This window comes from Dactylosporangium sp. NPDC049140, from assembly GCF_040648435.1.
Window position 1 is genome coordinate 1 of the sequence record NZ_JBEZDS010000089.1, and the last position, 23,284, is coordinate 23,284.

A 23,284-nucleotide genomic window follows, 5' to 3' on the forward strand; every position below is an offset into this window, starting at 1 on the left:
CACCGCCCTGGAGTCGGCCACCCACAACACCCAGCCCACCCCCGCCGTCACCGACATGATCCGCAAGATCACCGCGGCCATCGACGCCGCGTGACCGGTCGGTGGTGACTCAGCCGGTTGCCGTCTTCAGGCTCGCCCTCACCGTCACGCCCGTCACGAGCAGGTGGCCGACCATCCACAGCTCGCCGACGGTGGCCGGCACGGTGAGGGCGTAGGCGAGGCCGGAGCTGTCCGGGGCGAGGAAGGCGACCACGACGCTCAGGACGTAGCCGACTCCGCCGCCGACGAGCAGCCAGCCGAGCGGCCGGGGCATGTAACCGGAGCGGCCCGCGAGCCAGCCCATCGGCAGCAGCCAGAGGCCGAAGAACAGCCCGCCGAGGCTGGTCCCGGCGGCGTTGAGGTCGTAGAGCAGCAGGGCCTGGTCCGCCGATGCCGGCGCGGCGCGCACGGCCACGTCGAGCGCGGTGGCCGAGAACATGGTGCCGACCAGGATCGTCACGGAGTTCACCAGTCCGAACGCGGCGATCGAGCCCGCGGCCACCGGGTGGACCGGGCGGAACAGCCGCCAGAACCAGACGGCGGTGACGGCCTGGGTGAGCACCGTGACGGCGTCGGCGACGATACCGAACCGGGCGAGCCCTTCGTGCGCGACCAGGTTCGCCGCCGTCCGCGCGGCGTCGCCCGGCACGTAGAGCTGGCTGCGGACGACGAGGAATCCGAGAATGCCGGAGACGGCGAGGCCCAGATAGGCCAGGCCGGTGATCCGGGCCGTGTGCTTGACGTCGGTCATGCGACTGCCTCCGGTGAACGGGTGGTGGTCGCACTGCCGTGTCAGCCGGGCGGCGCGTCGTACTGAAAAACCGCGTCGAGCGGCCGGTCGAAGATCCGTGCGATCTGGAAAGCCAGCTCCAGCGAGGGCGAGTAACGCCCCTGCTCGATCGCGATCACCGTCTGGCGGGTCACGCCGAGGCGGTTGGCCAGGTCGGCCTGCGTCATGCCGTCGGCCTGCGAGCGCAGCGTGCGGATCTGGTTGGTGACCCGAGTGGGCTTCGGGCTCATCAGAAGCCCCGCCGGTACAGCCGGAGCTTTGTGATCGCCTCCACCACCGCGCCGATCGTGCCGGACACGAACAGCAGGTTGCCGATCCAGAAGCTGTGGGCGTCGAGCATCGCCAGCACGAGAGCGCCGCCGAATCCCACGCTGATCACGATCATCGAGGCCCGCCCGCCGCGCCGGCCGATCTCCTGATCCCGCACGTCGGACGTCACCGTCCCGCGTCCGGCCGGCACCGATCCGCCGCCCCGGGTGGCCTCGGCGACGATCGTGAACACGATGCTGAGCACGATCGAGCCGACGATGGACAGGCCCAGGGTCCACAGCATCGGAACCACCCACGAGATCTCCGCGACCGGCTGGCTCAGGAGCCGTGGCACCATCAGCGCGCCGTAGGCGCCGGACGACACGACCACGGTGGCGAGCGAGGCCCAGACGGTGCGCTCATTGACCGTCATCCGGACCGGCTCGTCATCGGACAACGGCGAAACGGCGGCCATGGGCTCCTCCAATGTCAAACATCTTGTACATGACGACCGTACGGTGGTGCCGGTCGCGAAGTCAAGTATCTTTGACATTCCCAGCTCACGGCGTCAGAGCGGCGGCGACGGCGATCGCCTGGATCGCCGGCTGGGCCAGCCAGGGGCCGGGTGCCGGGATGGGCGGCGGTCAGCTCAACCCACGCGTCGGGCTCGCCGGCCGCGCGCCGCACCGAGCTGTCCCGCACCGCCGCGAAGGCGACCCGTCGCCGGCCGCGCCGCCGGCCGGGGGCGTCCTACGGTCCGGCCGTGTGTTAAAAACTCCTCCTTGCGCCCCGGCACTGGAGATCGTTTTCTGTGCCGATGTCCATTCGGGGGTACGGCCCGGCGCTCGCGCTGGCCGCATTGCTGTTCACGGCCGGCTGCTCGACCGCTGCGTCCTCTTCCCCGGCGGCGGCCCCGTCGCCCTCCCCGTCGGCGACGCCGCCGATGGTTCCGCAGGTCGGCCAGTGCTACGACCGCCCGTTCGGGGGCGAGATCATGACCCCGGTGGTGACCGACTGCGTGAAGGATCACCAGGTCGAGATCGCCTACGTCGGTAGCCTGACCGTCAGCGGTCTACCCGCGCCGGGCACACCGGACCTCGCCCCGGCCGACGCCGAGTGCCGGACGAAGACCGCCGTGTACCTGGGGACCCCGCTCGGCCGCCGCGGTCTGACGTACGAGATCGCCGTGCCGGCCGCCGCCGACTGGAACAAGGCCTCGCGCTGGTTCGCGTGCCAGCTGGTCGCGGTCGACTTCAGCCCGGGGGATCCGAAGCTGGCGACCGTCCAGGGCTCCTACGCCGCCGGAAAGACCGCGGCCGCGCCGCGCTGCTTCACACTGACCAAGGCGCACGACCTGAACCCCGTCGACTGCGCGGAGCCGCACAGCGCCGAGTACGTCGGAGCGCCGAGCGCCGCCTATGCCGCCCCGGTGCCGAAGGACAAGGACGACCCGGCGTTCACGCCGTTCCAGATCGCGTGCCGCGACGAGATCGCCGCGGAGATGGGCGTCTCCGCGAAGAAGCTCGACGATACGTGGGGCTACAACTTCTGGGCCGCCAACAACCTGTCGAAGGCGGGAATCAGCGTGGCCCAATGCTATTTCGTACTGTGGAGCGGCAAGACGATCACGGGCTCGGTGCTCGGCACCCAGGGCAAGAACATTCCGAAGGGCTGACGGAGTTCGCGTGGTCAGACCGGCAGGGGCTTCGTGCCGAGTCCCTTGATCGAGGCATGGACCTTCTTGCCGGGGCTGAACAGAACGAAGCAGCGCTGGTGACGCTCGCCGGCGTCCCACTGGTACTTGCTCATGCCTTCCCAGGTGAGCCCGATGTCTTCGCGGTTGTCGAACTGGGCGCGGCTGAGCCCCATGAACGTGGCCACCACGGGCCAGCAGATGTCGGTCGTCCATTTCTTCAGCACGTCCTTGGCGGGCAGCGCGCCGCCGGCGCCGGTGCCGATCTGGACCGCGCCGACGAACTCGGCCTCGTGCGGCTGCGCGCAGTCGATCGGGGTCAGCGCCGAGATCGCGTCCCACCAGCCGTTGGCCGCCTTGTTGCCGACGACGTCCAGGCAACGCAGCGCCTTCGGCGCGTCCCCGGCCAGCGCACCCTTCAGCGACCCGGAGGTGAAGGACATCACGCCGTAAGCGCTGCTCAACGCGTAGACCGAGCAGACGTAGGAGCGCAGGCCGCCGCCCCACGGGGCCCGCGTCGGCATCTGCACATTGATGCCGAGCATTCCGGTGTACCAGTCACCGCCGACATAACCGCCGGCCGCCTGGCCACACGCCGCATACGCGGCCTGATACCCCTCGCTACCCGGCGCCGGCGGCTCGGGCGCCTGCGCGGCCTTGCCCTCGATCGTGCCGACCAGCACGACCTCCAGCGTGTGCCCGCGATCGCACTCGATCGGCGTGGACCGCACGAAGGCCGGGTCGAAGGGCGCTTTCGACGGACTGTCCAGGCACATCCCGACCGTCGGCAGATCGAACTTCGCCGCCGCCATCGGCTTCCAGTCGTCGACCAGGTCACCGTCGGTGCCGGCGACGCGCAGACCGCAGCCGGACAACCCGAGAAGAGCCCCGACGAGCACGGCCGTCATTGCCGTCCGGGCAGGCATCATCATCGCCACTCGTTCCCCCGTGAACCCCACCAGACAGTGGAGATCACGACTTTCTCCGCCGCGCCCGGGGATGTCAACGGCCGTACGGCTGAGTTGTGATCCAAGGCATCGCATCGTCCGGTCCCCGGCCGTGTGGCCGGGGACCGCAGTGACGTGCATACAGGCTCAACCTCGGATGCGCGGATCGGGTCTGACGTTGGTCTTGGGCGAGGCGGGGCGGGGCCTGCCGGGTTGGGGCCATGATTGCGCTGGACTCAACCCCTGGGGGTCGGCCGGCCCGGCCGGTTCAGGGCCGAGGCAGACCGTAGAAGCTCTCCCAGGCACCGACGGCGGTCCGGTTGGCGATCAGCGGCTGCGCGCCGCCGGCCTCCGCGGTCACGTACTTGCCGTTCGCGTTCGCCCGCAGCGAGTCGCTCCCGCCCGTCTGGTTCGGGCTGATCGTGAACTTCTCCCAGGCGCCGACGGCGGTCCGGTTGGCGATCAGCGGCTGGGCGCCGCCGGCCTCCGCAGTAACGAAGCGGTAGTTGGCGTGGGCGAAGAACGCGACTTGGCCGTCACCCGCGTCGATCACGTCGTAGACCTCCCAGGACCCGATCCGCGCGCGGTTCGCGATCAACGGCCGCTGGCCGCCGTCCTCGGCGCAGACGAAGCCGCTCACCGCCGACCACCACGACACGTTCGCGGTCACGGTGGCGGCGAACCGCTCCCATGGGCCGATCGCGTCGCGGTCCGCGGTAAGTTCGCGGTCGTAGTTCGTGCTGACGTACTTGCCCGTGGCCTTGTACCGGAGGCTGAACACGCCGTCGGCGTCCGCGACGTACTGGAACGGGGCCGGGTTCTCGGCGCTCGCCGTCAGCCGCGAGCTGGCGGGATCGGCGGTGACGTAGCGACCGTTCACCCCCGCCCGCAGCGCGACGTCGCCGCCGCCGAGGTCGATCACCTCGAGCTTCTCCCAGTCGCCGACCGCGGTGCGGTTCGGCACCAAGGGCTTGCGGCCGGCGTCCTCCGCGGTGACGTACCGCAGATTGCTCAGCGCCAGCAGTGACAGCTTCCGAGTCAGCGACCGCGCCTGCACCTGCTTGCGGACGACTTCGGTGCGACCCTCGACGTCGATCGCGGTGAGGGTGGCCGTGTAGGTGCCGGGCGTGCGGTACGTGTAGGTGAAGCGGAGCGGCGTGCCGTACGTGTTGGTGACGCCGTTGCCGAGGTCGAGGCTGTAGGACGCGATGCGGACCAGGCCCGGGGACGAGGCGTTCGTGTCGAAGACGAACGAATTGGGCGGCCCTTCGACGGGCTCGACGGTGAAGTCGGCCGCCCACTGCGCCGGGTCGGGGACGTCGATGAGAACCGCTCGCATGGGCACCCGGGCGGTCGGGATCGCCGGGCCGGTCGCGTTGGTGGCCAGGTCGAACGGCACGAGCAGGCCGGACGCGTCGCCGGCGCCGATGTACGCCCGCTTGCCGTCCGGCGCGATGATGACGGTGCGCGCGTGCGCGCTGACCGGCACTGCCGCCGTGACCGTGTTCGTGGCCGTGTCGAGGACCGACACCGAGTCGGACCCGTAGTTGCTGACGTAGGCCCGCGACCCGTCCGGCGACATCACCACGTCGAGCGGCTGGGACCCGACGGATACCGTCGCGGCGACGGCGTTCGTCGTGAGGTCGAGCACCGACACGTCGGCGCTGTCGGAGTTGGCCACGTACGCATGTCTGCCGTCCGGCGCGACCACGATCGCCTTCGGTAGTCCGCCGACCTGGATCGTCGCGGTGACGGTGTTCGTCGCCGTGTCGACGACCGACACATTGCCACGGCTGTTCATGTACGCCTCGTCCGCAACGACGTAGGCATGCTTGCCGTCCGGGGCGACCGCGACGTCCTTCGCGTTCCGACCCACCGTGATCTTCGCGATCACCTTGTACGTGGCGGTGTCGATCACGGACACGCCGGCGTAGTCGGTGACCGCGTAGAGGCGGCCGCCGCCGGGCGTGAACGCCACGCTGCACGTGGTGCCGCCACCGGTGTCGTCGATGGTCTTGACCACCGTGCTCCGGGCGACGTCGACGACGTTGATCTTCGAGCCGCCGTCCGGCAGATAGAGCAGGCCGCGATCGGGGTCGAACGCCGACCGTTCGCCTCCCCCGTACGAGGTGATGCCGTCACCGATGGTGTTGAGATCCTTGCCGGTTGCCGGATCAACCACTGTTGCGAGGCCGGGTCCGTAACCGCCGACGTAGAGCACCTGTCGGGTGGTTGCCGCGGCGGTCACCGGGGCGGCCACGGCAACCATCGCGGCGGTCACGCCGACGGTCGCCGCGAGCCCGGCGATGAGAGGCTTCTGCACGGCGGCATTATGCCGGAGCGATCTTGCTCCCCATTGCCCTCACCGTCTACTTCGGACAAACCGCATGAATCACGGCGAGACTTCGAACGCATACCGGAGGGCTTAATCTCCACGAAGCCCCATGGGCTGGAGCCGCCGAGCCCGCACGGCCCGGCTGCGCGGGCGTAGCTCGTGAGGGGGTGTGGGTGGAGGCGAAGCCTCCCCCACGAAAAAGTAAATACAGTGGGCCGCCAGGGACTCGAACCCTGAACCTACGGATTAAAAGTCCGAAGTGGACGATCAACTAGCTCAAGTTCAAGCATAGCAAGGGAAAGTCCGTGAGGTGCGTCGAGCGTCCGATGTGGTCCGACAGCGTCCGTGCAGGTCGGCTGGGTCAGTGCTCTACAAAACGCCGATGCCCGCATTGGATGGGACGCGGAAGTTCCTGAGCCGTACGGCTCCGTCCGTGCCAGCTAGCGAACATCCGAGCAACCAGCGAGCAACCGATCATGTGGAGGCTGCGCCCGCGCGGACCCGTAGCCTCTCCTGCATGGACATCTGTCCAGACAAGTCGACTACGGTGGGTTGCAGTCTGATCGATGGGAGTGCTTGATCAATTCACTCATCTGGCCGATGTGAGCGCGTTCGCTGCTGTTCCCCTACGAGTGTTACTGGAGCAGGTTGAGCTGAGACTTCTCGCCTGACTGGCAGCGCGGATGTCACTCACCGGATGTCAGTTACGCGCCGAGGTGGCCGGCCCAGCAAGATGACCTCCGAGAAGATCGCGGTAGCCCGCAGGTGTACACCTCCGAGAAGTGCACCCGTCGACGTGGGACACTCGTCGTCCTCTCGAAGGCAGACAACGGCAGGCGCGACACCTGACGTGCGCGCCTGCTGCATCGTGCACCTCTAGTCTTTCGGTGCGACCCGGATACGGTTCCCGTCAGGGTCGGCTGCGAGGAAGGTCAGGCCGAACCCCGCATCGTGCGGTTCGTGCAGGATCGTGACGCCCTTGGACTGCCACTGCTTGAAGATCGTGTTGATCTCGTCGGGTCGTCCACCTTCGATGGCCAGGCAAACCTCACTGGTACGCGGGACGCCCGGCGACAGATCCTCGAACTGGCCGGACCACAGAGCGAGCTCAGCGCCAGGCCCGAGGTCGAAGGTGATGTATCCCGAAGTCTCGAACGAAGGGCTCAAGCCGAGGAGATCGCCGTAGAAACGAGCCGCGGCGGGCGTGTCGTTCACGTAGACGATGAACACGACGGATGTGGTCATGGTCGTTCCTTCTCGCTGGTCGTAGGTACGCATCCACCAGCCTGGCCGGAATATGCGCCGCATCATGTCGCAATTTCTTGAGAAACTTGGTGGGTGACCCCGGACCGTTTCTTCGCCCTGATGCTGCTTCTCGAATCGAGGGATGGCGCGACCACACAGGACCTTGCCTCGGCGCTCGGGGTTTCCCTTCGAACCATCACCCGGGACCTGAACTGGCTCCGCGACGCCGGTCTGCCGGTGACCGCGCACCGGGGCCGCCTCGGCGGCGTGGCCATGCTGCCCGGGCCCGGGCTCGACCTCACGCGGCTCACGCCTGGCGAGCGTGATCATCTCTCACTCATCGGGCTTGATGAGAAGCAACGCACGGAGCTCGACGCATCCGTCGAGAGCCGCCGCGCGCTCGCCAAGATCGCCGCTACACAGTCACGTCGAGTTCATGACCTCCTGCCGCTCACCGACGTCGTGCACGTGGACAGCCGTCCCTGGCACCAGACACGAGCTTCCGGCACAACTCCGGCTTCGCTGATCGGCTCAGTGCGACGAGGTCGCCGGCTACGGATCGTGTACGACAGTCCACGCGAGCCATGCCCACGCGACGTGGTCGTGGATCCCTACGGGCTGCTCGCCAAGGCCGGCATCTGGTATCTCGTCGCCGACTGCGCCCGAGTGCCACGGATGTACCGACTCGAACGGATCACCACGTGGAAAGAACTCGACCAGCCACGACGGATCCGCCAGAACCAGACCCTAGCCACCGTCGCAGCAGCGCTCATCGACCAATGGGCACACAGCCACCCGATAGAGGTCAGCGCCACCATCGACCAGACCCAGATCGAGCGAGCGCAACGGATCTTCGGCCTACGACTCGTCCGGGACAACCATGAAGACTCCGCCACCGGCCACAAGGTGACCATTCGCTTCATGCATCTTGAGGACGTACGAGCATTACTGCCGTTCGGCAGCGCCATCACGGTGCACGCCCCCACCGAAGCCAGGGCTCACCTCCGCGCCCTCGCCACCGACCTTGCCCGCCACTATGCGCCGTCACCAACGTCCTGACCAGCAATACCTGGTTGTCCGCGAGGATGCACGCCCCGGCGTCAAGATCAACTCACTCTCATGCCGCTGTCCGCTCGGCGCCGCCTGCGGTGCTGAGCGAGGCCCGCCGGCTTGCGGACATGGCCGATGAGCGGTGCGGATGCGGGGTCGCAGCGTCCCGCCGGCGCCGGCGCCGGCGCCGGCGTCGCCGTCAAGCGTTCTGCGTGATGTCGGTGGAGAAGGTCAGATCGCGGCCGTTCTCGACGTCGGCGGTGAGGGTGTCGAGGCGGGCCTTGGCCAGCCCGTAGGAGTCGGAGCCGAGGAGTTGGTGCAGCGGGGCCTTTCCGTCGGCGGCGACGCTGATGATCGCGGTCGCGGCTTTGACGGGGTCGCCGAGCTGGGTGCCGGGCATCTTGAGGTGGGCGTCGGTCATCTCGCGGATGGCCTCGTAGCCGGCGATCGGGTTCGATGGCAGGCCGAGCGAGGTGGTGCGAAGGAAGTCGGTGCGGGTGTAGCCGGGCTCGACGAGGTGGACGTCGATGCCGAAGCCGGACACCTCGGCTGCCAGCGATTCGGTGAGGCCTTCCAGGGCGTACTTGCCGGCGCAGTAGAGACCCCAGCCGGGGAAGGAGGTCAGGCCGAGGATCGAGGAGATGTTGATGATGTGCCCGCCGCGGCGTTCGCGCATGGCCGGCAGCACCGCGCGCAGCACGTTCCAGACGCCGAAGATCTGTACGTCGAACATCTGCCGGGCCTCGGCGTCGGTGACTTCCTCGACGGCGCCGAGGAAGCCGTATCCGGCGTTGTTGACGACCACGTCGATTGTGCCGAACCGCCGGGTGGCCGCCTCGACAGCCGCCGCAACGGCAGCCTCGTCGGTCAGATCGACCTCCGCGGTCAGCAGCCGGGACCGGTCGACGTCCTGCAGTGCCTCGTCGAGGCGCTGTACCGATCGGGTGGTCGCGGCCACGTTGTCACCGCGGCGCAGCAGTTGGGTGACCAGCTCCAGGCCTAGGCCGCGGGAGGTGCCAGTGACGAACCAGGTGGCTGGGTGTGACATGCAAGTTCTCCTCGTGGTGCTGGTGTCTCGACGGCTTCCATCGTGCGAGCGGCAGCGCCGGCACGGACAGGGCCGGGCCAGCCCAGCGCTACCTGGGAATGCCATGCCTACCCTGCCTCTTTCCGCAGGCCACGGCGTCGCGAGACAATCGAATGCATGGTGAACGTGGCCCTGGGTGAGTTTCTGCGGACCTGCCGGGCGAGCACGACGCCGGAGGCGGCCGGGGTCGCGCGGCCGGACGCGGCGGCCGGGCGGCGAGTCCGCGGGCTGCGGCGCGAGGAGGTGGCGCAGCTCGCCGGGGTGAGCGTCGACTACTACACCCGGCTCGAGCAGGGTCGCCACAGCACCCCGTCGGCCGCGGTCGTCGATGCCCTGGCCCGGGTGTTCCAGCTGGAGCCGGCCGGCCGCGCGCACCTGGCCGACCTGGCCCGGCCCGCCCGGCGGCGCGCCACGCAGCAGCCGCCGCAGCGTGTACGCCCGGCCATGCAGCAGATGATCGCCTCGATGACTGAGCACCCGGCGCTGATCCTGGGCCGGCGCACCGACGTGCTCGCCGCCAACCCCCTGGCCTGTGCTCTGCTCACCGACTGGACGCGGCTGCCGGCCCGCGAGCGCAACTACACGCGGTGGATCTTTCTCGACCCCGACGCCCGCGCTGCGTTCCTCGACTGGCCGGCCGTGGCGGCCGACGTCGCAGGCACCCTGCGCCTGTACGCCGGCCGCAACGCTGACGACACCCGGCTCAGCGAACTGGTCGGCGAGCTCACGATCAAAAGCCCGGAGTTTCGTACGTGGTGGAACAGTCACAAGGTTCACGAGCGCACCCACGGCACCAAGCGCATGGCGCACCCCGCCGTCGGGCCGATCACGCTGCGGTACGAGGCCCTGGCGTTGCCCGGCGACGAGGACCAGACGCTGTTCCTCTACACGGCCGACCCCGGCAGCCCGTCGCAGGACAACCTGCGCCTGCTCGGACTCTGGACCAATACCGACCGTCGCCGCACGACTGACGTGGCTCGCGCACGGCCCACAGCAGGCGCAGCGGGAAGCGGCGACCGGCCTGTTCCCAGCCACCCCGACCATGATCACGAGATTCGGCGCCATATTAGGTGAGACATCCGGATCTGCCGCGATCCGATCGATACAAAGCGTGACGGCTAGCGTTGCGACCCGGCTCGCAACCATGCCCTTGAGCGGATGCCGAGCTGGACGAAGCGACTGGTGATTTCGCGCATCGCCGGCCCGTGCGGCTAAAGCGAAGGCAGACGCTCATCACGTATCGGGCCGCGGCCGTTCTCGAGGAAATACATGTAGCAGCGCAGGTCTCCGGCCAGTTCAGAGTCGAGGTAGGCGAGGTAGTCGGTGAGACCGGCCCCTTCGTGCTCGTCGGTCGGCAGGCCCTCGCTGCCCCATTCCTTCTGCTTGCGCAGGATCCATTCGCGCAGGCGACCGCGGTCGCGCCACCAGGCGCGCACGAGGTCAGGCGTCCACTGGGAGTCGCCGTCGCACGCCCAGCCGGACCAGGGATCGTCACGCATCCCGGCGAGCACGGCGCGCAGCTCGTCCACGGTGTGTGGCTGCCGGTACAGAAACTCTCCGCCGAATTCATCGTCGTCGCAGTACAGGATGTGCTTGGGCGCGTTCTGCCGTCCCACCCAGCAGGTGTCCGTCATCCCGCCGTAGAAGGGGCCGGGTACGTTGCGCCAGTTCCGCTCCTCCCATTTGCCGCAGAACACGTACTCGGGCGCCGATCGCAGCTGCCGCGCCGGCAGAGAATCGAACACCGCAGCGATGTGGGGAACCGGGTCCCAGTAGCGCGGGCCGTCAGGAGGCTGCTGCATCCGGCCAGGGTATCGGCGCCGCCTACCGTGCTTGATCCGTTTCCGCTCATGCCGCGAGGCGCTCGCTACGCTCCGCGACGAGCGCGCGGTGACAAGATCGTGTTCCGGCACTCGACGATGCCGATGGGCGGATGTGCCTCGAGCCATGGCCTGTGTTGAATCTGAATTCAGTGAAGGTGTTCTTTACGGAATCGGAGAACTCTTGGACGTTAGGGTCCGGCGGGCTCGGCGAGGGCGGCTGCAGCGGCGAGCGCTTCGCCGAGCAGGCCGGCGGGCCGGTGCGGGGCGATTTCGACCAGTGCGACGCCCCGCCAGTACGGATCGCTGATCGCCGTGGCCGTGGCCGTGGCCAGCGCGTGCGGGAGCGAGCTGGCCGGCAGGTGTGGCGCAAACGCGGCGAGCACCTGTGCTTGCCACTCGTCCTCCGGCCTGCTCATGGCCTGCGTGCGCAGGTCCGCCGGCAGGTGCGGGGCGATCTGGACCAGGGCCAGCACCCGCCATTCGTCGCGGTAGACCGTGACCGCGACGGCCAGCGCTTGGCGAGGCACGGTCTTCCGGTCGTCCGGCGGCAGGTGCGGTATCAGCCGGGCCAGGAGTTCCACCCGCATTTCCGGGCTTCGGACGGCGTTGGCGGCGGCGAGCGCTCGTTGCTGTGCGTCGGCCCCCCGGTCGGCCGTCAGATATGGGATGAGCGCGGTGAGTAGCGACGCTCGGAGGCTCGGCTCCGGGGTCGCCTCGGCGGCGGCCAGAGCCGCGCGGAGGGCCTCGACCCGATCCTGGGCTGGCATGCAAGCGATGATTCCGAGTAGCGCGAAGGCGCGCGAATGTGGCTCAGGCCGCGCGGTTGCTGCGTCGAGTGCCTGGCGCAGCAGTTCGGCCCGTCCGGCCGCTGGGAGATGGGCCGCCAGTTTGGCGAATCCGTATGCCCGCACGGTGTCGCTGCTGATGGCGGCCGCGGCGGCCTGGATGCCGTCCAGTTCGGCGGGCAGGTGCGCCGCGATCCGGGTCAGTACCGACAGCCGCTGCGACTCGTCGGTGATGGCACGGCTGATGATCGATGCCTGGCGCAGGGCCGTGTCGCGCTCCGCAGCGGGCGGCCGGACCGAGGTCCTCCACGACGTCCGCGACGATGGCAAGCCGTTCCGCCGCGAATACGGACCCGGCCGCGCCGAGGTCGACACCCTCGTAGCGCCCTCGTCGCGGATCGCCGAGGCCGGCGACGCAGGCCTCCGCGACTGCCTCGGCGCGGCGCGCGACGTGCAGTTTGGCGAAGATCGCCGAGATGTGATTGCTGACCGTCCTGCTGGCCAGGCCGGGCCCGCCGCCGGCCGTGGCGGGCAGGCCGGCCGGCCGGTTCAGCACGTCGCGCTCCGGGGGTGAGCTGCGTGAACCGGTCCGCCTGCCGGGGCCAACGGGTCGCCGGCAACGGTGGTGTCGTGGCCCATCCAGGTGGGGAAGGCGCCGGCGCCCAGCTTCCGGACCAAACGACCTGTTCCCGAGCGGATCGGTGCGGTCGCTCGGCTCGGCGCTGTGTCTGCTCTTTGTCACCCGCTGGGGTGACGTGTCGCGTTCGCTGCGCGCCAACGCTGAGTATCGGGACTTCTGGCTGCTCGGGAGGTTGCGATGCCGATGTCGGGTGTGTTCAAACAGTGTGGATGCCGCGACGCAGCGACCGGCCGCCGCCTGGGTATCCGATGCACCCGACTGCTGGAGCGAGGGCACGGCACCTGGCACTACCGCTGTTACGTGCCGGACCTGTCCGGCCGGGCGATCCAGGTGCGCCGCGGCGGCTTCACCTCCCAGGCCGCCGCACAGACCGCGCGGAAGCAGACCCTCGCGGAGTCACGGGAGCAGTTCGCCGGTCGGACCTGGACCGTGGCCCGGTGGTTGCGGTACTGGCTGACCACCCGCGCCGCGATCCGGCCGACCACGCTGCGCGCCTACACCCAGCACGTCGAGACCCACCTCATCCCGGCCATCGGCGGGCTGCGGCTGGCGGAGGTGACCAGCCGGCACCTCACCGCCATGTTCGCCGAACTGGCCGCCACCCCAACCCCGACCGGCCAGCCCAGATCCGCCGCCACCCTGCAGCGCATCCGCGCCACGCTGCGCGCCGCCTACAACGCCGCCATCCGCGACGGCATGGTCGCCGACAACCCGGCCCGCCGCGTCGAGATGCCCGCCACCCGCCGACCCCACGCCGTGGTCTGGACCGCGGCCCGGGTCGAGCAGTGGCGCACCGACGGCAACCGGCCGGCGGTGGCGGTCTGGACCACCGCCCAGCTCACCGAGGTCCTCGACACCGTCGCCGACGACCCGCTGTTCCCACTGTGGTGGCTCATCGCACTGCGCGGGCTGCGCCGCGGTGAAGCAGCCGGCCTGCGCTGGCAGGACGTCGACCTCGACCGCCGGCAGCTGTCGATCACCAGCCAGCGCACCACGATCGGCTACCAGGTCGTCGAAGGCCCACCGAAGTCCACCGCCAGCCGCCGCACGATCGCCCTGGACCGGCGCACGGTGGCGATCCTGCGCGCCCATCAGCGCCGTCAGCGGCAGCTGTGCGCGGCCGCAGGCAAGCCGTGGCGGCCTTGGGACTACGTGTTCACCCGCCCGGACGGGCAGCCGTTCCACCCCAACAGCTTCACCAAGCGGCTGCGATACCTGATCACCGCCGCCGGACTGCCGCCGGTGCGGCTGCTCGGCGCCGTCCGCCCGCAGCCCCGTCGCGGTGTGCCCGACGTAGCGGCGCAGCGCGTGGGCGAGGTGGGGCTGGTCGAAGTACCCGAGCGCCTCGACGACCGCCCGCCAGTCGAGCCCTTCGCGCAGCATCGTGGCCGCGGCGTTCGCGCGGTCGATCTGCGCCACGGCGGTCGGCGACAGCCCGGTGATCGCGCGGTACTTCCGCTGCCTGGTCCGCGGCGGAAGCCCGTCGGGCAGCCGCGTCCGCGCCACGAGCCCAGCGTCCTCGAGGCGCCGGACGAAGCACTCGGCGTTGTCGTAGGTCGGCGCCTCCCACGCCCGCCCGCCGAGGACGACCCGGCCGCCTCCGTCACCGGCAGGGCTACCGCCCCGTCGACGATCGCGGCCGCCGGGTGGGGCCGGAGCACCGCCCCGAGCGCCAGCCGGAGCCCCGAGAAACTCGGCGTCCGGGGGCACGGGCGCGGTGCTGGCCGCGGTCTCCGGCTCCCGCACGCTCGCGAACAGCCGCCCCCGCATCCGCGTGAAGATCAGCTGCGAGCACGTGCGCGCCGCCGACGTCATCGTCGCCTCGCCGTCGCTGCGGGTGCGCCACATCCGGTCCACAACGCCGTTGCCGCCCTCGGCGTCACGATGCTCGAACCGCAAGCCCAGGACCTCCTAGAAGCTGAACTTCTCCCACGGCCCGATCGCCGTGCGGTTGGCGATCAGCGGCTGGTTGCCGCCGGCCTCCGCGGTCACGTACCGGTTGTTGGCCAGTGCCAGGATGGACCGCGTCGAGTTGGCGTCGCCGGTGTACTCCACCTTGAACTTCTCCCACGCCCCGATGTCGGTGCGGTTGGCGATGAGCGGCTGGTTGCCGCCGGCCTCCGCGGTCACGAAGCGATTGTCGGCGTGCGAGAAGAACGCCACCCAGCCGTCGCCGGCGTCGACCTGGTCGAAGGCTTCCCACTGCCCGGCCGTGCCCCGGTTGGCGATCAGCGGCTTGGCCCCGGCCGTCTCGGCGGTCACGAACTTGTAGTTGGCCTGTGCGGTCATCGTCACGCCGGTGCGAGTCGCGGCGTTGAACTGCTCCCACGGCCCGATCGCCGGCCGGTCGGCGGTGAGCGGGCCGCCGCCGTTGTTGGCGCTGACGTACATGTTGTTGGCGCGCGCCAGCAGGCTGAAGCTGCCGTTGGCCCCCGCGACTTTCCGGAACCGGGCCGCCTCGGTCGCGGCGGCGCCGTTGGCCACCAGGCGGTTGCTCCAGTTCACGTCCAGGGTGAGATACCGCTGGTTGACCGCCGCCCGCAGCGCGACGTCCCCGCCGCCGAGGTCGACGAGGTCGAACTGCTCCCACGCGCCGGCCACCGTCCGGTTCGCCACGAGCGGGTCCGCCCCGGCACTCTCGGCGCTGACGTACCGCAGGTTGCTGTGCGACAACAGCGCGATCCGCTGCGCTGGCCGGATGGTGATCGTCTGGCTCACGGTGCTGCTGAGCCCGCCGGAGTCGGTCATCGTCAGGGTCGCGGTGTAGGTGCCGCCGTGCGGGTACTCGTGCCGCCCCTGCTGCGCCGCGGAGATGGGCACGCTCCCGTCGCCGAAGTCGAGCCTGTAGTCGATCCCGGAGCCCCAGAAGAAGCCATGCTCCGAGGCCGTGGTGTCGTACCAGACCCAGTTGCTCTCCCCGTCGGCGCTGAGTGCGAGGCCCGCCGTCGGCGGCGCCGGCTGCACGGCGGCGAACGCCACGCCGCCGAGGTTGCCCTCACTCGCGATGGTGCGCAGCAGGGTGTCCGTCGAAGTGGCGATCACCGACACCCCCACGTCGTAGTTCCCGCTGGCGACGAAGGCCTGGCTGCCGTCCGGGCTCACCCGCACGTTGCGCGGGTAGTTGCCGACGGCCACCGTCCTGGTAACCGTGTTGGTGGCGGTGGCCAGCACCGACACCGAGTTGCCCAAGGAGTTGGCGACGTAGACCTTGTCGCCCGACGGCGTGATCGCGATGCTGGTCGCCCCGCTGCCCGTGGCGACGGTCGCCGTGACCGTGCTCGTCGCGGTGTCGATGACCGTAACGTCGCCGTACCCGTAGCCGGCGACGTAGGCCCGCTTGCCGTCGGGCGCGAAGACCACCTCGCCGGGGTAGAGGCTCACGTCGATCGTCCCGGTGATCGCGTTCGTCGCGGTGTCGACGACCCAGACCTTGGCGCCGCCGGCGTTGGTCACGTAGGCCCGTTTGCCGTCCGGGCTGATGGCCACGCCGCCCGGCACCCCGCCTGGGTCGATCGTAGCGGTGACCCGGTTCGTCGCCGTGTCGACGACCACCACCTTGTTGGTGCCGCCGGCCACCACGTAGAGGCGCTTGCCGTCCGGCGTGACGGTGAGCGCGCGCGGCCCGAGGTTGACGTTGACGCTCGCGGTGACCGTGTTGGTCGCGGTGTCGACCACCGACACCTTGTCGACGGAGGCGCTCGCCACGTAGAGCCGCGAGTTGTCGGGCGAGACCGCCACGGCGACGGGGTCGTAGCCGATGAACGCCTGGCTGACGTTCTCACCGGACTGGACGTCGTAAACCGCCACCATGTTGTTCGAGGGCATGGCGACGTAGGCGTACTGCCGCTGCTGCACCGCCGCTGCGGCCTGGGCCGCAGGGACCACCAGCACCGCCGCAGAGACGATCACCGCCGGAAGACCGGCAAGGAGGAGCTTGCGCACATTGCTCCTTAAAGAGCAAGGGAAGGGATGCATACCGCGCAAGCGATTATGATCGACTCCCGCCGGCCCGGCGACCCCGTTCACCTCCGGCCGCACAGGTGCGACGGGTGCAGGAAGCATGCGCCGGCTTTCACGCGGCCGCTCGAAATGATCTCGGCGTGCGCAGGCAGGATTTTGTTGATGAGATGTGGTCCTGGTTCCCGGGGCCAGAGGCCGCCGAACGTGACGGGAGCTCAGCCGCCATCTGAGGCTGCTGCTGTACGGCGGCCACTGAACCGGACCACTTCACCCACCGGTTCCACCGGCTGTGCCGCCTCGCCGAAGTTCCACGGGTCCAGCTGCACGACCTGCGGCACGGCGCCGCGTCCTTCGCGTCCTAACAATTTCGTCAGCGCCGCGCCGGTGCACCGACTGCCGAGATCGGCGTGACGGAGGCGCGGACTGAACCGGATAAGAGCCGCCGTCCGCTGGGTGCCCCAGGCACGAATCACGCGAATGGTGACACCAATTACTTCGCTGCCGGCCGCTGTGCGCGACGGGCTCACCATGCGACCGGGAGCTTGACGCGCCCATTGGGCCCGCCGCGGATGGTGAGGGGGTTCGGGTGGAGGCGAAGCCTCCCCCGGCGCGAGCGAAGCGAGCAGGAAACACAGTGGGCCGGAGGCATCACCATGCGAACCCGGTAGCCACGATCGCCGGTGATCCGCTGCCGCTGCCTTTGGGCAGGTCACGGAGTCGGGATGGTGCCCGATGACACGTGAACCGAACTCGCTCGACGCCATGCTCGCCCGTCTGGGCGACCGCGATCCGTTCAGTCAGGCGCTCTGGCAGGCGCTGACGTGGCCGACACCGAAGGCAGTGCGGTCGCGGTTCGTGATCGAGCTTGTCGCTCACCTGCATGACTCGCTGACGGACAGCCTCGTCACCGAGCCGGAGGCGTACCAGACCTTCGTGCGGACCGTCTCGATGCTCAACGCCTTCCTTCCCGAGGGGAGGCGGCGATGACGGACGAACATGATCGGCCGCCGGTCCGGTACGTCGACGCCGAGCGGATTAACCCGTTCCGGGTGCTGCTCGACCTGCACGATCACGCCACCCGACGGCCGGCGGCGCCGAGACCGGACGATGTGCTGGCGGAGTTGGCGCTCGCCGCGGCGGTTGTGTCGTGGTGGACGCGGTGGGTCATCGGCGGACGTCCGGCCGTGGACGTCGACGAGGTCCGGGCTGTTCAGCGGCGGCTCGCGGCGGAGGTGGGCGCATGACGCCGATGGGTATCGCCCGGAACGGCAGCACGGCCGCCGTGGCCACGATCGCGGCGTGGTCCTCGTGGAGCCATATGGTTCACGTCGCGTTGCGGTACGGCGAGCGTCCGGAGGTCGCGTATGTCCTGCCGATCTCGGTCGACGGGATGCTGATCGTGGCGTCCGCCGCGATGGTGGAGGACAAGCGCCACGGGCATCGTGTCCGCTGGTCAGCGCGGGTCGCGTTCGTGGCTGGAGTGGCGGCCAGCGTGGCGGCGAACATCGCGGCTGCCCAGCCCACCGTCGGTGCTCGGATCGTGGCAGCCTGGCCGGCCGTGGCGATGCTGCTCGTGGTCGAGATGCTCGCACGAGCCAAGCCTCCTGCCGACACCTCGGCCACTGCCACCTCGGACGACGCCAGCAGCAAGGAACGCAGCAGCACCGATGCGCTACCCGCAGCCGTCGCGGCATCGGATCCGCATACGGAAGGCGCCCTGCCCGTGCAAGCGTCACGTGGCGACCGTCTCCGCCGCCGTACGGGGAGGACGGCGGACGTCATCGCACGCATGCTGGCGGAACGTCCGGACGCACGTCCGGCGGACATCGCCGCGGAGGCCGGCGTGTCCGAACGGCATGTCCGCCGCCTATTGACGTCCGGCTCTGGTCCGTCGGTTACGGGTTTGGACCTGAAAGCTGGACGCTGATAGCTCTGGACGGGTGCTCGGCCCGGATCGCCGGGCCGAGCACCCGTTTGGGATACCTTGTCACGGCCGGATGAGCACGTCGGTTCGATCGACGTGCCACCCGGAACCGCAAGGTGCACCGGTCCAGGCTGCGTCAGGACTCGTCTCGACTTGGTGTGCTGAATGAGATCCCGCCGTGGACGTCACGTGCCTGCACCACGTTGCCCTCGACGGTTCCGGAGACGTTGTTGGCTACGGCGCCATCGCTGGCGGTCAGGTGTGGTGCGAGCTCGCGCCACGCGCGTCGCAGGTCGGTCTCGAATGCGGGGTCTTCTGCTGCGGTCTGGGCAAGCTCCTGCTGGAGTTCTTCGATCCGGGTCTCGTCCGCCGGATCAGCTTCGGCGCCGGTGAGCGCGGCCTGCGCGGAGGCCTGTCCTTGGAACGCCCTTTGCACCAACCGTGCCAACGCCTCGAACGCCGCTCTGCCGCCCTCGCTGAGGCCCTCGGCGGCCTTCGTCGCCAAGGCGACCGCGATCGCAGTCACCATTTCCTGATCCATCCCACCACACCCGTCCTGTGCGCCTGGTTGCCGTCGGCTCCCGTCCGCCGAGTCATTGGAGCGTAGACGCCGATCTATGACAATGACGCTTGCCTGTCGCACATTCGTCATGATAACGTCACCGTGGGTGATCTTGATCTCGATTCCTGGAGCAGTGTCGTGACCGAAAAATGGGAAGCGAAATCCTCCGCGTCATTCCTGCGGCGTTGGGGAAAGTCGTCCCACGAATTGGGGCAGACGTCCGGCGACGGAAGTTGCCCGGATATCTGGGAGCTCGACAACGGTGACATCGCGATCATCGGATCGGACCTAACCGCCGCCTATGAGGACCGGTTGCCCGACGGGGTGAGCGTCGATCCCGGCGAACGGATCGTGATCATCCCGCGGCAGACCATCCTCGCGGCGAAGGCGGACATCCCGGATGCGTGATCTTCTCGCCGGAGCCGCCGGCGAACGGATGGAGCTGGACGCCTACCTGACCGACTTCGACCGGAACTTCTGGGCGACGACCGAGCCCGGGTTCTGGAAGCTGGAGCGCCAGCAGTTCTTCAAGGAACCAGGAAATGCAAGCTGGGAAGCCTTCGCAAAAGGAGACTGGGACGAGTCGCTGCGGATTCTCGAAGCCGGTCGTGGCGACATGGCCGACTACTATCGCAGGACCGCCGAGCGAGGGTTCGTGACACGACGCGTCCGCGTTGTCGAAGAGCCCATCATCCCGTATCTGCAGTGGGAACTTCACGTGTTGCGGATGCGGGACGAGTTCGGCGGCGCCGTGCGCGTCGTGGACCGGGACCAGGTCGCCGAGTTCGAGCACGACGCTCCACTCCCGGAGGTCTACACCCACGGGTCGACCGTGATGTACCAGGCCATTTACGACGATGACGGGGTACTGGAGTCGGCCCGCAAGTTTGTCGACAGTGACCTCGTCGTGCGGTGTCAACGGTTCATCCAGGATCTGTACGAGAACGGCCGGCCGTTGGCGCCGTTCTTCGCCGAGCGCGTCGCGGCGCTTCCGCCGCCTCGTCAGCAGTAGTCGTCGAGCCGGACCGGGATACGGCGATGCCGGTTGACGAGCCGAACCCGACACCGCACGTCAACCGGCTGGAGGCGGCGGTCTCCGGCGACGTGGTCCAGGCCCGGGACGTGCACGGTGGGGTGCACTTCCACCGCTCAGAACCAGGCTTGCAGGTGTTGCCGTCCCAGCTTCCCGGTGACGTACGAGGGTTCGTCAACCGGCACACCGAACTGGCGATCCTGACCGGGGTCGTGTCCGACGACCACGAGAACCCGAACGTCGCCGCCGTCACCGTGATCACCGGCACCGCCGGGGTCGGCAAGACATCGCTGGCACTGCACTGGGCGCACAGTATCCGCGACCGCTTTCCCGACGGCCAGTTGTACGTGAACCTGCGCGGCTACGATCCCGGGCAGCCTGCCGTTCCGGAGCAGGTCCTGAGCAGGTTCCTGCGCGACCTGGGCGTGCCCGCCACAGCTGTTCCTGCGCTGCTGGAGGACCGGGCATCGCTGTACCGATCGCTGCTGGCACCCCGACGGATGCTGGTGGTCCTCGACAACGCCGCGACAACCGGCCAGGTCCGGCCGCTGCTGCCGGGCACCGCCAGATCGTTGGTGCTGGTGACCAGCCGAAACCGGCTCTCCGGCCTCATTGCCCGGGACGGCGCGGTCCGGCTCGGCCTGGACACCCTGCGGGAGGACGACGCCGTTGCTTTACTGGGAACCGTGACCGCCCGGTACCGCCGGCACGACCAACACCACGAACTGGTCGAGCTGGCCAGGCTCTGCGCCCGGCTGCCCCTCGCGTTGCGGATCGCCGCCGAACGGGCCGCGAGCCGGCCGATGATGCGCCTCGACGAACTGATCGCCGACCTGCGCGACGAATCAGGGCTGTGGGATGCCCTCACCGCCGAGGGCGAGGACGACGCCGACGCGGTCCGCCCCGTGTTCGCCTGGTCCTACCGTGCCCTCCCCGAACCGGCGGCCCGCCTGTTCCGGCTCCTCGGCCTGCACCCCGGCAACGAGTTCGGCCTACCCGCCGCCGCGGCCCTCGCCGGCACCACCGTCCGGCACACCCGGCAGCATCTCGATGCCCTGGTCGGCGCGCACCTGCTCGAACAGCCGGCACCTGGCCGGTACGAGTTCCACGACCTGCTCCGCGCCTACGCCGTCGACCAGGTCCGTCACCTCGAACCCCCCGACACCCGTGCCGAGGTGACGCGACGGGTGCTCGGCTGGTATCTGCACACCGCCGACGCCGCCCAGACCCGCATCGCCCCGTTCGACCGGTACCAGCTGACCGCATCCATCCCGGCGGACGTCGAACCGCTCGCCTTCGACACCTACGAGGCCGCGCTGCGGTGGTACCAGACCGAAGGCGCCAACCTCGTCGGCGCGACCCGGGCCGCCGTCGACGCGAACCTGCACGGCATCGCGTGGCGGCTCGCCGCCGTGTTGCGCGGCATCTACATGCACCAGAACGCCTTCGACGACTGGCTCACCACCAGCAGAATCGGCGTCGCCTCCGCCACCCTCGACGGCAACCCCGACGGCCAGGCCGAAGCCCTGGAAAGCGAGGCCAAGGCATACTTCCAGTCGCGCCGGCTCGACGAGGCGGAGACCAGCCACCGCGCCGCGCTCGCCATCCGCCGCAGCCTCGGCAACCGGTTCGGAGAAGCCAAGTCCATCAACGCCCTGGGGCTCATTGGCCTGCGCCGCCGCCGACTCGACGACGCCAGAAGGTACTTCGGGCAGAGCCTGGCCATCTTCGGCGAACTTGGAGAACGTCGCTGGGAGGCCCTCATGCAATGCAACCTCGCGGAGACCCTGTGCGAGGTGCAACAACCGCAGGCTGCAGAAGGCCTACTACTGGACGCGTTGACGGTGTTCCGGGACATCGGCGACCGGTTCGGCGAAGGCAACGCCCTGTTTCTGCTCAGCTGGGCGCAACGAGCGTCCGGCGACACTGGCAGCGCGCGGAGCTCCATCGACAGCGCGCTCGCCATCGCTGACGAGGACGAGAACCAGGTGTGGCAGGCGCACTGGTCGGTCGAGCTGGGCAACGTCCAACGAGCCGCCGGGCAACCCGCCGAAGCGCTGATGTCCTACCAGCGAGCCGCCGCTATCCAGCGGCAACTCGGCGACCGCAGCCGGGAAGCCCTCGCGCTCGACGGCGCGGGCCATGCATACCAGGACATGGGGCGGGTCACCGAAGCCGCCGACTTCCACCGCACCGCCGTCCACACCCACCGCGACCTCGACGACGGATGGAACCTCGCCCAGACCCTGGACCACCTCGCCAACGCCTTGGACCACACCGGTTCCGCGGAGGACGCCCGGATGCATCGGCAGCAGGCGCTCGATCTGCTTGTTTCCTTCGACGACCCTCAGGCAACCGCGCTGCGGCGGCGCCTCACCGAGGCGCTGGAACCCCGGTAGCGGGCGCCGACTCCACGATCCAGATCGGGGCATCGGCACACTCAACCCGGACACCGTCCCCCGGCGTCAACCGGGTGCGGAACACTTTCAGACAACTGTCGCCGACGTGGGCGACCGGTGCGTGGTCCCGACCCATGAACGCGAACATCCGCACCTGGTTGTGCACCTCACGCGCCGACCGCGACCAGTCCACCGTGGAGAACTCCGGTTCGATGAAGCCGGCCGAGGACGCGTCGCCTTCGAGCTGCGGCACCCCGGGAACGCCCCGTTCCACCTGGTCGAGGGCGGTAATGAGCAGATCGGTGAGGACAGGCCGGATCCGCGACGACAGGACTTGCGGCGTGACGTCCTCGTCGAGCGGAATGCCGCCACGCTGCGCCAGAATCGGACCGGCGTCGAACCGTTCATCCATCCGATGGATCGTCACGCCGATCTCCGGGTCGCCGTTGCGGATCGCCCACAACACCGGCGCTGGACCCCGGTACTTCGGCAGCAACGACGTGTGAATGTTGATCACGCCGCACCGGGGCGTGGCGAGCACAGCGGCAGGCAGCTTCCAATTGAAGCCGTACACCATCAGCAGATCCAGCCGGTACCCGGCAAGAGCCTCCGCCAGCCCCACCGCGTTACCAGGGACCAGAAGATCCATCCCCGGCGGCAACGCCCCCACGATCCCGCCGATCGATGCGGCAGCATGGGCGTCAACGACGCCGTTCGGCTTCA

23 protein-coding genes, 1 tRNA gene and 2 pseudogenes are annotated in these 23,284 nt (G+C 69.3%); 11 read left to right on the forward strand and 15 right to left on the reverse strand.

From position 1 onward, the window contains the following. Nucleotides 1-109: 109 nt before the first annotated feature. The 3 genes from AB0B76_RS56510 to AB0B76_RS56520 are packed head-to-tail and all read right to left on the reverse strand — an operon-like array spanning nt 110 to nt 1,553. Nucleotides 110-790 (reverse strand): DUF4386 domain-containing protein, encoded by a 681-nt coding sequence (locus AB0B76_RS56510; protein WP_360394003.1) that lies wholly within the window; start codon nt 788-790, stop codon nt 110-112. A gap of 41 nt (nt 791-831) precedes the next feature. After that, entirely contained in the window at nt 832-1,059 is a 228-nt protein-coding gene (locus tag AB0B76_RS56515) for a helix-turn-helix transcriptional regulator (RefSeq protein WP_360394006.1), read from the reverse strand. Next, on the reverse strand, nt 1,059-1,553 hold the full coding sequence (locus tag AB0B76_RS56520) for a hypothetical protein (protein ID WP_360394009.1): 495 nt from the start codon (nt 1,551-1,553) through the stop codon (nt 1,059-1,061). Before AB0B76_RS56520 ends, AB0B76_RS56515 begins: the two co-directional genes overlap by 1 nt. Before the next feature lie 342 nt (nt 1,554-1,895). Here AB0B76_RS56520 and AB0B76_RS56525 point away from each other — a divergent pair, with 342 nt between their 5' ends. Then, complete coding sequence (locus AB0B76_RS56525) at nt 1,896-2,753, forward strand: septum formation family protein (RefSeq protein ID WP_360394012.1); 858 nt, start codon at nt 1,896-1,898, stop codon at nt 2,751-2,753. Between the two features lie 14 nt (nt 2,754-2,767). On the opposite strand, the gene AB0B76_RS56530 is transcribed toward AB0B76_RS56525, so the two are convergent. From AB0B76_RS56530 to AB0B76_RS56545, 4 genes are all read right to left on the reverse strand, one after another. Continuing rightward, nucleotides 2,768-3,859, reverse strand: coding sequence for a septum formation family protein (locus tag AB0B76_RS56530; RefSeq protein ID WP_360394015.1), 1,092 nt, complete (start codon nt 3,857-3,859; stop codon nt 2,768-2,770). Between the two features lie 127 nt (nt 3,860-3,986). Beyond that, nucleotides 3,987-6,041: a cytochrome D1 domain-containing protein gene (locus tag AB0B76_RS56535; protein WP_360394017.1), complete on the reverse strand. Its 2,055-nt coding sequence runs from the start codon at nt 6,039-6,041 to the stop codon at nt 3,987-3,989. 223 nt (nt 6,042-6,264) lie between these two features. Next, nucleotides 6,265-6,334 (reverse strand) — tRNA-Lys (locus AB0B76_RS56540). A 595-nt stretch (nt 6,335-6,929) separates the two neighbouring features. Then, a complete protein-coding gene (locus AB0B76_RS56545; RefSeq protein WP_360394019.1) occupies nt 6,930-7,298 on the reverse strand; it encodes a VOC family protein in 369 nt (122 codons plus the stop codon). Between the two features lie 93 nt (nt 7,299-7,391). On the opposite strand from AB0B76_RS56545, the gene AB0B76_RS56550 reads away from it, so the two are divergent. Then, complete coding sequence (locus AB0B76_RS56550) at nt 7,392-8,357, forward strand: WYL domain-containing protein (protein ID WP_360394022.1); 966 nt, start codon at nt 7,392-7,394, stop codon at nt 8,355-8,357. A gap of 190 nt (nt 8,358-8,547) precedes the next feature. Here AB0B76_RS56550 and AB0B76_RS56555 read toward each other — a convergent pair whose 3' ends face one another. Beyond that, nucleotides 8,548-9,396, reverse strand: coding sequence for an SDR family NAD(P)-dependent oxidoreductase (locus AB0B76_RS56555; RefSeq protein WP_360394026.1), 849 nt, complete (start codon nt 9,394-9,396; stop codon nt 8,548-8,550). 156 nt (nt 9,397-9,552) lie between these two features. Here AB0B76_RS56555 and AB0B76_RS56560 point away from each other — a divergent pair, with 156 nt between their 5' ends. After that, the gene (locus AB0B76_RS56560; RefSeq protein WP_360394029.1) at nt 9,553-10,509 is read left to right on the forward strand and encodes a helix-turn-helix transcriptional regulator; all 957 of its coding nucleotides are present in this window, start codon (nt 9,553-9,555) and stop codon (nt 10,507-10,509) included. A gap of 137 nt (nt 10,510-10,646) precedes the next feature. Here the strand turns inward: AB0B76_RS56560 and AB0B76_RS56565 are convergent, their stop codons facing one another. After that, nucleotides 10,647-11,237, reverse strand: a complete 591-nt coding sequence (locus tag AB0B76_RS56565; RefSeq protein WP_360394032.1) for a hypothetical protein — start codon at nt 11,235-11,237, stop codon at nt 10,647-10,649. A 209-nt stretch (nt 11,238-11,446) separates the two neighbouring features. After that, nucleotides 11,447-12,025 carry a hypothetical protein gene (locus AB0B76_RS56570; protein WP_360394034.1) on the reverse strand — a complete coding sequence of 193 codons (579 nt, stop codon included), beginning with the start codon at nt 12,023-12,025 and terminating at the stop codon, nt 11,447-11,449. Nucleotides 12,026-12,170: 145 nt separating this feature from the next. Here AB0B76_RS56570 and AB0B76_RS56575 point away from each other — a divergent pair, with 145 nt between their 5' ends. Both AB0B76_RS56575 and AB0B76_RS56580 read left to right on the forward strand, forming a co-directional pair. Then, nucleotides 12,171-12,617: a hypothetical protein gene (locus AB0B76_RS56575; protein ID WP_360394037.1), complete on the forward strand. Its 447-nt coding sequence runs from the start codon at nt 12,171-12,173 to the stop codon at nt 12,615-12,617. A 249-nt stretch (nt 12,618-12,866) separates the two neighbouring features. Further along, nucleotides 12,867-13,205, forward strand: a pseudogene (locus AB0B76_RS56580) (site-specific integrase); the annotation flags it as partial. A 753-nt stretch (nt 13,206-13,958) separates the two neighbouring features. Here the strand turns inward: AB0B76_RS56580 and AB0B76_RS56585 are convergent. From AB0B76_RS56585 to AB0B76_RS56595, 3 genes and pseudogenes are all read right to left on the reverse strand, one after another. Next, nucleotides 13,959-14,531: pseudogene (locus AB0B76_RS56585) on the reverse strand (helix-turn-helix domain-containing protein); the annotation flags it as partial. A 63-nt stretch (nt 14,532-14,594) separates the two neighbouring features. Further along, nucleotides 14,595-16,625, reverse strand: a complete 2,031-nt coding sequence (locus AB0B76_RS56590; protein WP_360394040.1) for a beta-propeller fold lactonase family protein — start codon at nt 16,623-16,625, stop codon at nt 14,595-14,597. A 233-nt stretch (nt 16,626-16,858) separates the two neighbouring features. Further along, the gene (locus AB0B76_RS56595) at nt 16,859-17,173 is read right to left on the reverse strand and encodes a hypothetical protein (protein WP_360394043.1); all 315 of its coding nucleotides are present in this window, start codon (nt 17,171-17,173) and stop codon (nt 16,859-16,861) included. 232 nt (nt 17,174-17,405) lie between these two features. On the opposite strand from AB0B76_RS56595, the gene AB0B76_RS56600 reads away from it, so the two are divergent. The 3 genes from AB0B76_RS56600 to AB0B76_RS56610 are packed head-to-tail and all read left to right on the forward strand — an operon-like array spanning nt 17,406 to nt 18,570. Further along, the gene (locus tag AB0B76_RS56600; RefSeq protein WP_360394045.1) at nt 17,406-17,630 is read left to right on the forward strand and encodes a hypothetical protein; all 225 of its coding nucleotides are present in this window, start codon (nt 17,406-17,408) and stop codon (nt 17,628-17,630) included. Next, nucleotides 17,627-17,887 carry a hypothetical protein gene (locus AB0B76_RS56605; RefSeq protein ID WP_360394048.1) on the forward strand — a complete coding sequence of 87 codons (261 nt, stop codon included), beginning with the start codon at nt 17,627-17,629 and terminating at the stop codon, nt 17,885-17,887. The genes AB0B76_RS56600 and AB0B76_RS56605 overlap by 4 nt, the downstream gene beginning before the upstream one ends. Further along, nucleotides 17,884-18,570 carry a DUF2637 domain-containing protein gene (locus tag AB0B76_RS56610; protein ID WP_360394051.1) on the forward strand — a complete coding sequence of 229 codons (687 nt, stop codon included), beginning with the start codon at nt 17,884-17,886 and terminating at the stop codon, nt 18,568-18,570. The genes AB0B76_RS56605 and AB0B76_RS56610 overlap by 4 nt, the downstream gene beginning before the upstream one ends. A 133-nt stretch (nt 18,571-18,703) precedes the next feature. On the opposite strand, the gene AB0B76_RS56615 is transcribed toward AB0B76_RS56610, so the two are convergent. Next, nucleotides 18,704-19,108, reverse strand: a complete 405-nt coding sequence (locus AB0B76_RS56615; protein ID WP_360394053.1) for a hypothetical protein — start codon at nt 19,106-19,108, stop codon at nt 18,704-18,706. 123 nt (nt 19,109-19,231) lie between these two features. Here AB0B76_RS56615 and AB0B76_RS56620 point away from each other — a divergent pair, with 123 nt between their 5' ends. Genes AB0B76_RS56620 through AB0B76_RS56630 form a run of 3 tightly spaced genes read left to right on the forward strand, consistent with a single transcriptional unit; the run spans nt 19,232 to nt 22,561 of the window. Beyond that, nucleotides 19,232-19,537, forward strand: a complete 306-nt coding sequence (locus AB0B76_RS56620; RefSeq protein ID WP_360394055.1) for a hypothetical protein — start codon at nt 19,232-19,234, stop codon at nt 19,535-19,537. Continuing rightward, a complete protein-coding gene (locus AB0B76_RS56625) occupies nt 19,530-20,141 on the forward strand; it encodes a DUF6879 family protein (RefSeq protein WP_360394058.1) in 612 nt (203 codons plus the stop codon). The genes AB0B76_RS56620 and AB0B76_RS56625 overlap by 8 nt, the downstream gene beginning before the upstream one ends. 26 nt (nt 20,142-20,167) lie before the next feature. Beyond that, nucleotides 20,168-22,561, forward strand: coding sequence for a tetratricopeptide repeat protein (locus AB0B76_RS56630; RefSeq protein WP_360394061.1), 2,394 nt, complete (start codon nt 20,168-20,170; stop codon nt 22,559-22,561). On the opposite strand, the gene AB0B76_RS56635 is transcribed toward AB0B76_RS56630, so the two are convergent. Beyond that, nucleotides 22,536-23,284, reverse strand: a 749-nt coding sequence (locus AB0B76_RS56635; RefSeq protein ID WP_360394063.1) for a formyltransferase family protein, incomplete at its 5' end; no start/stop codon positions are given. The genes AB0B76_RS56630 and AB0B76_RS56635 overlap by 26 nt on opposite strands.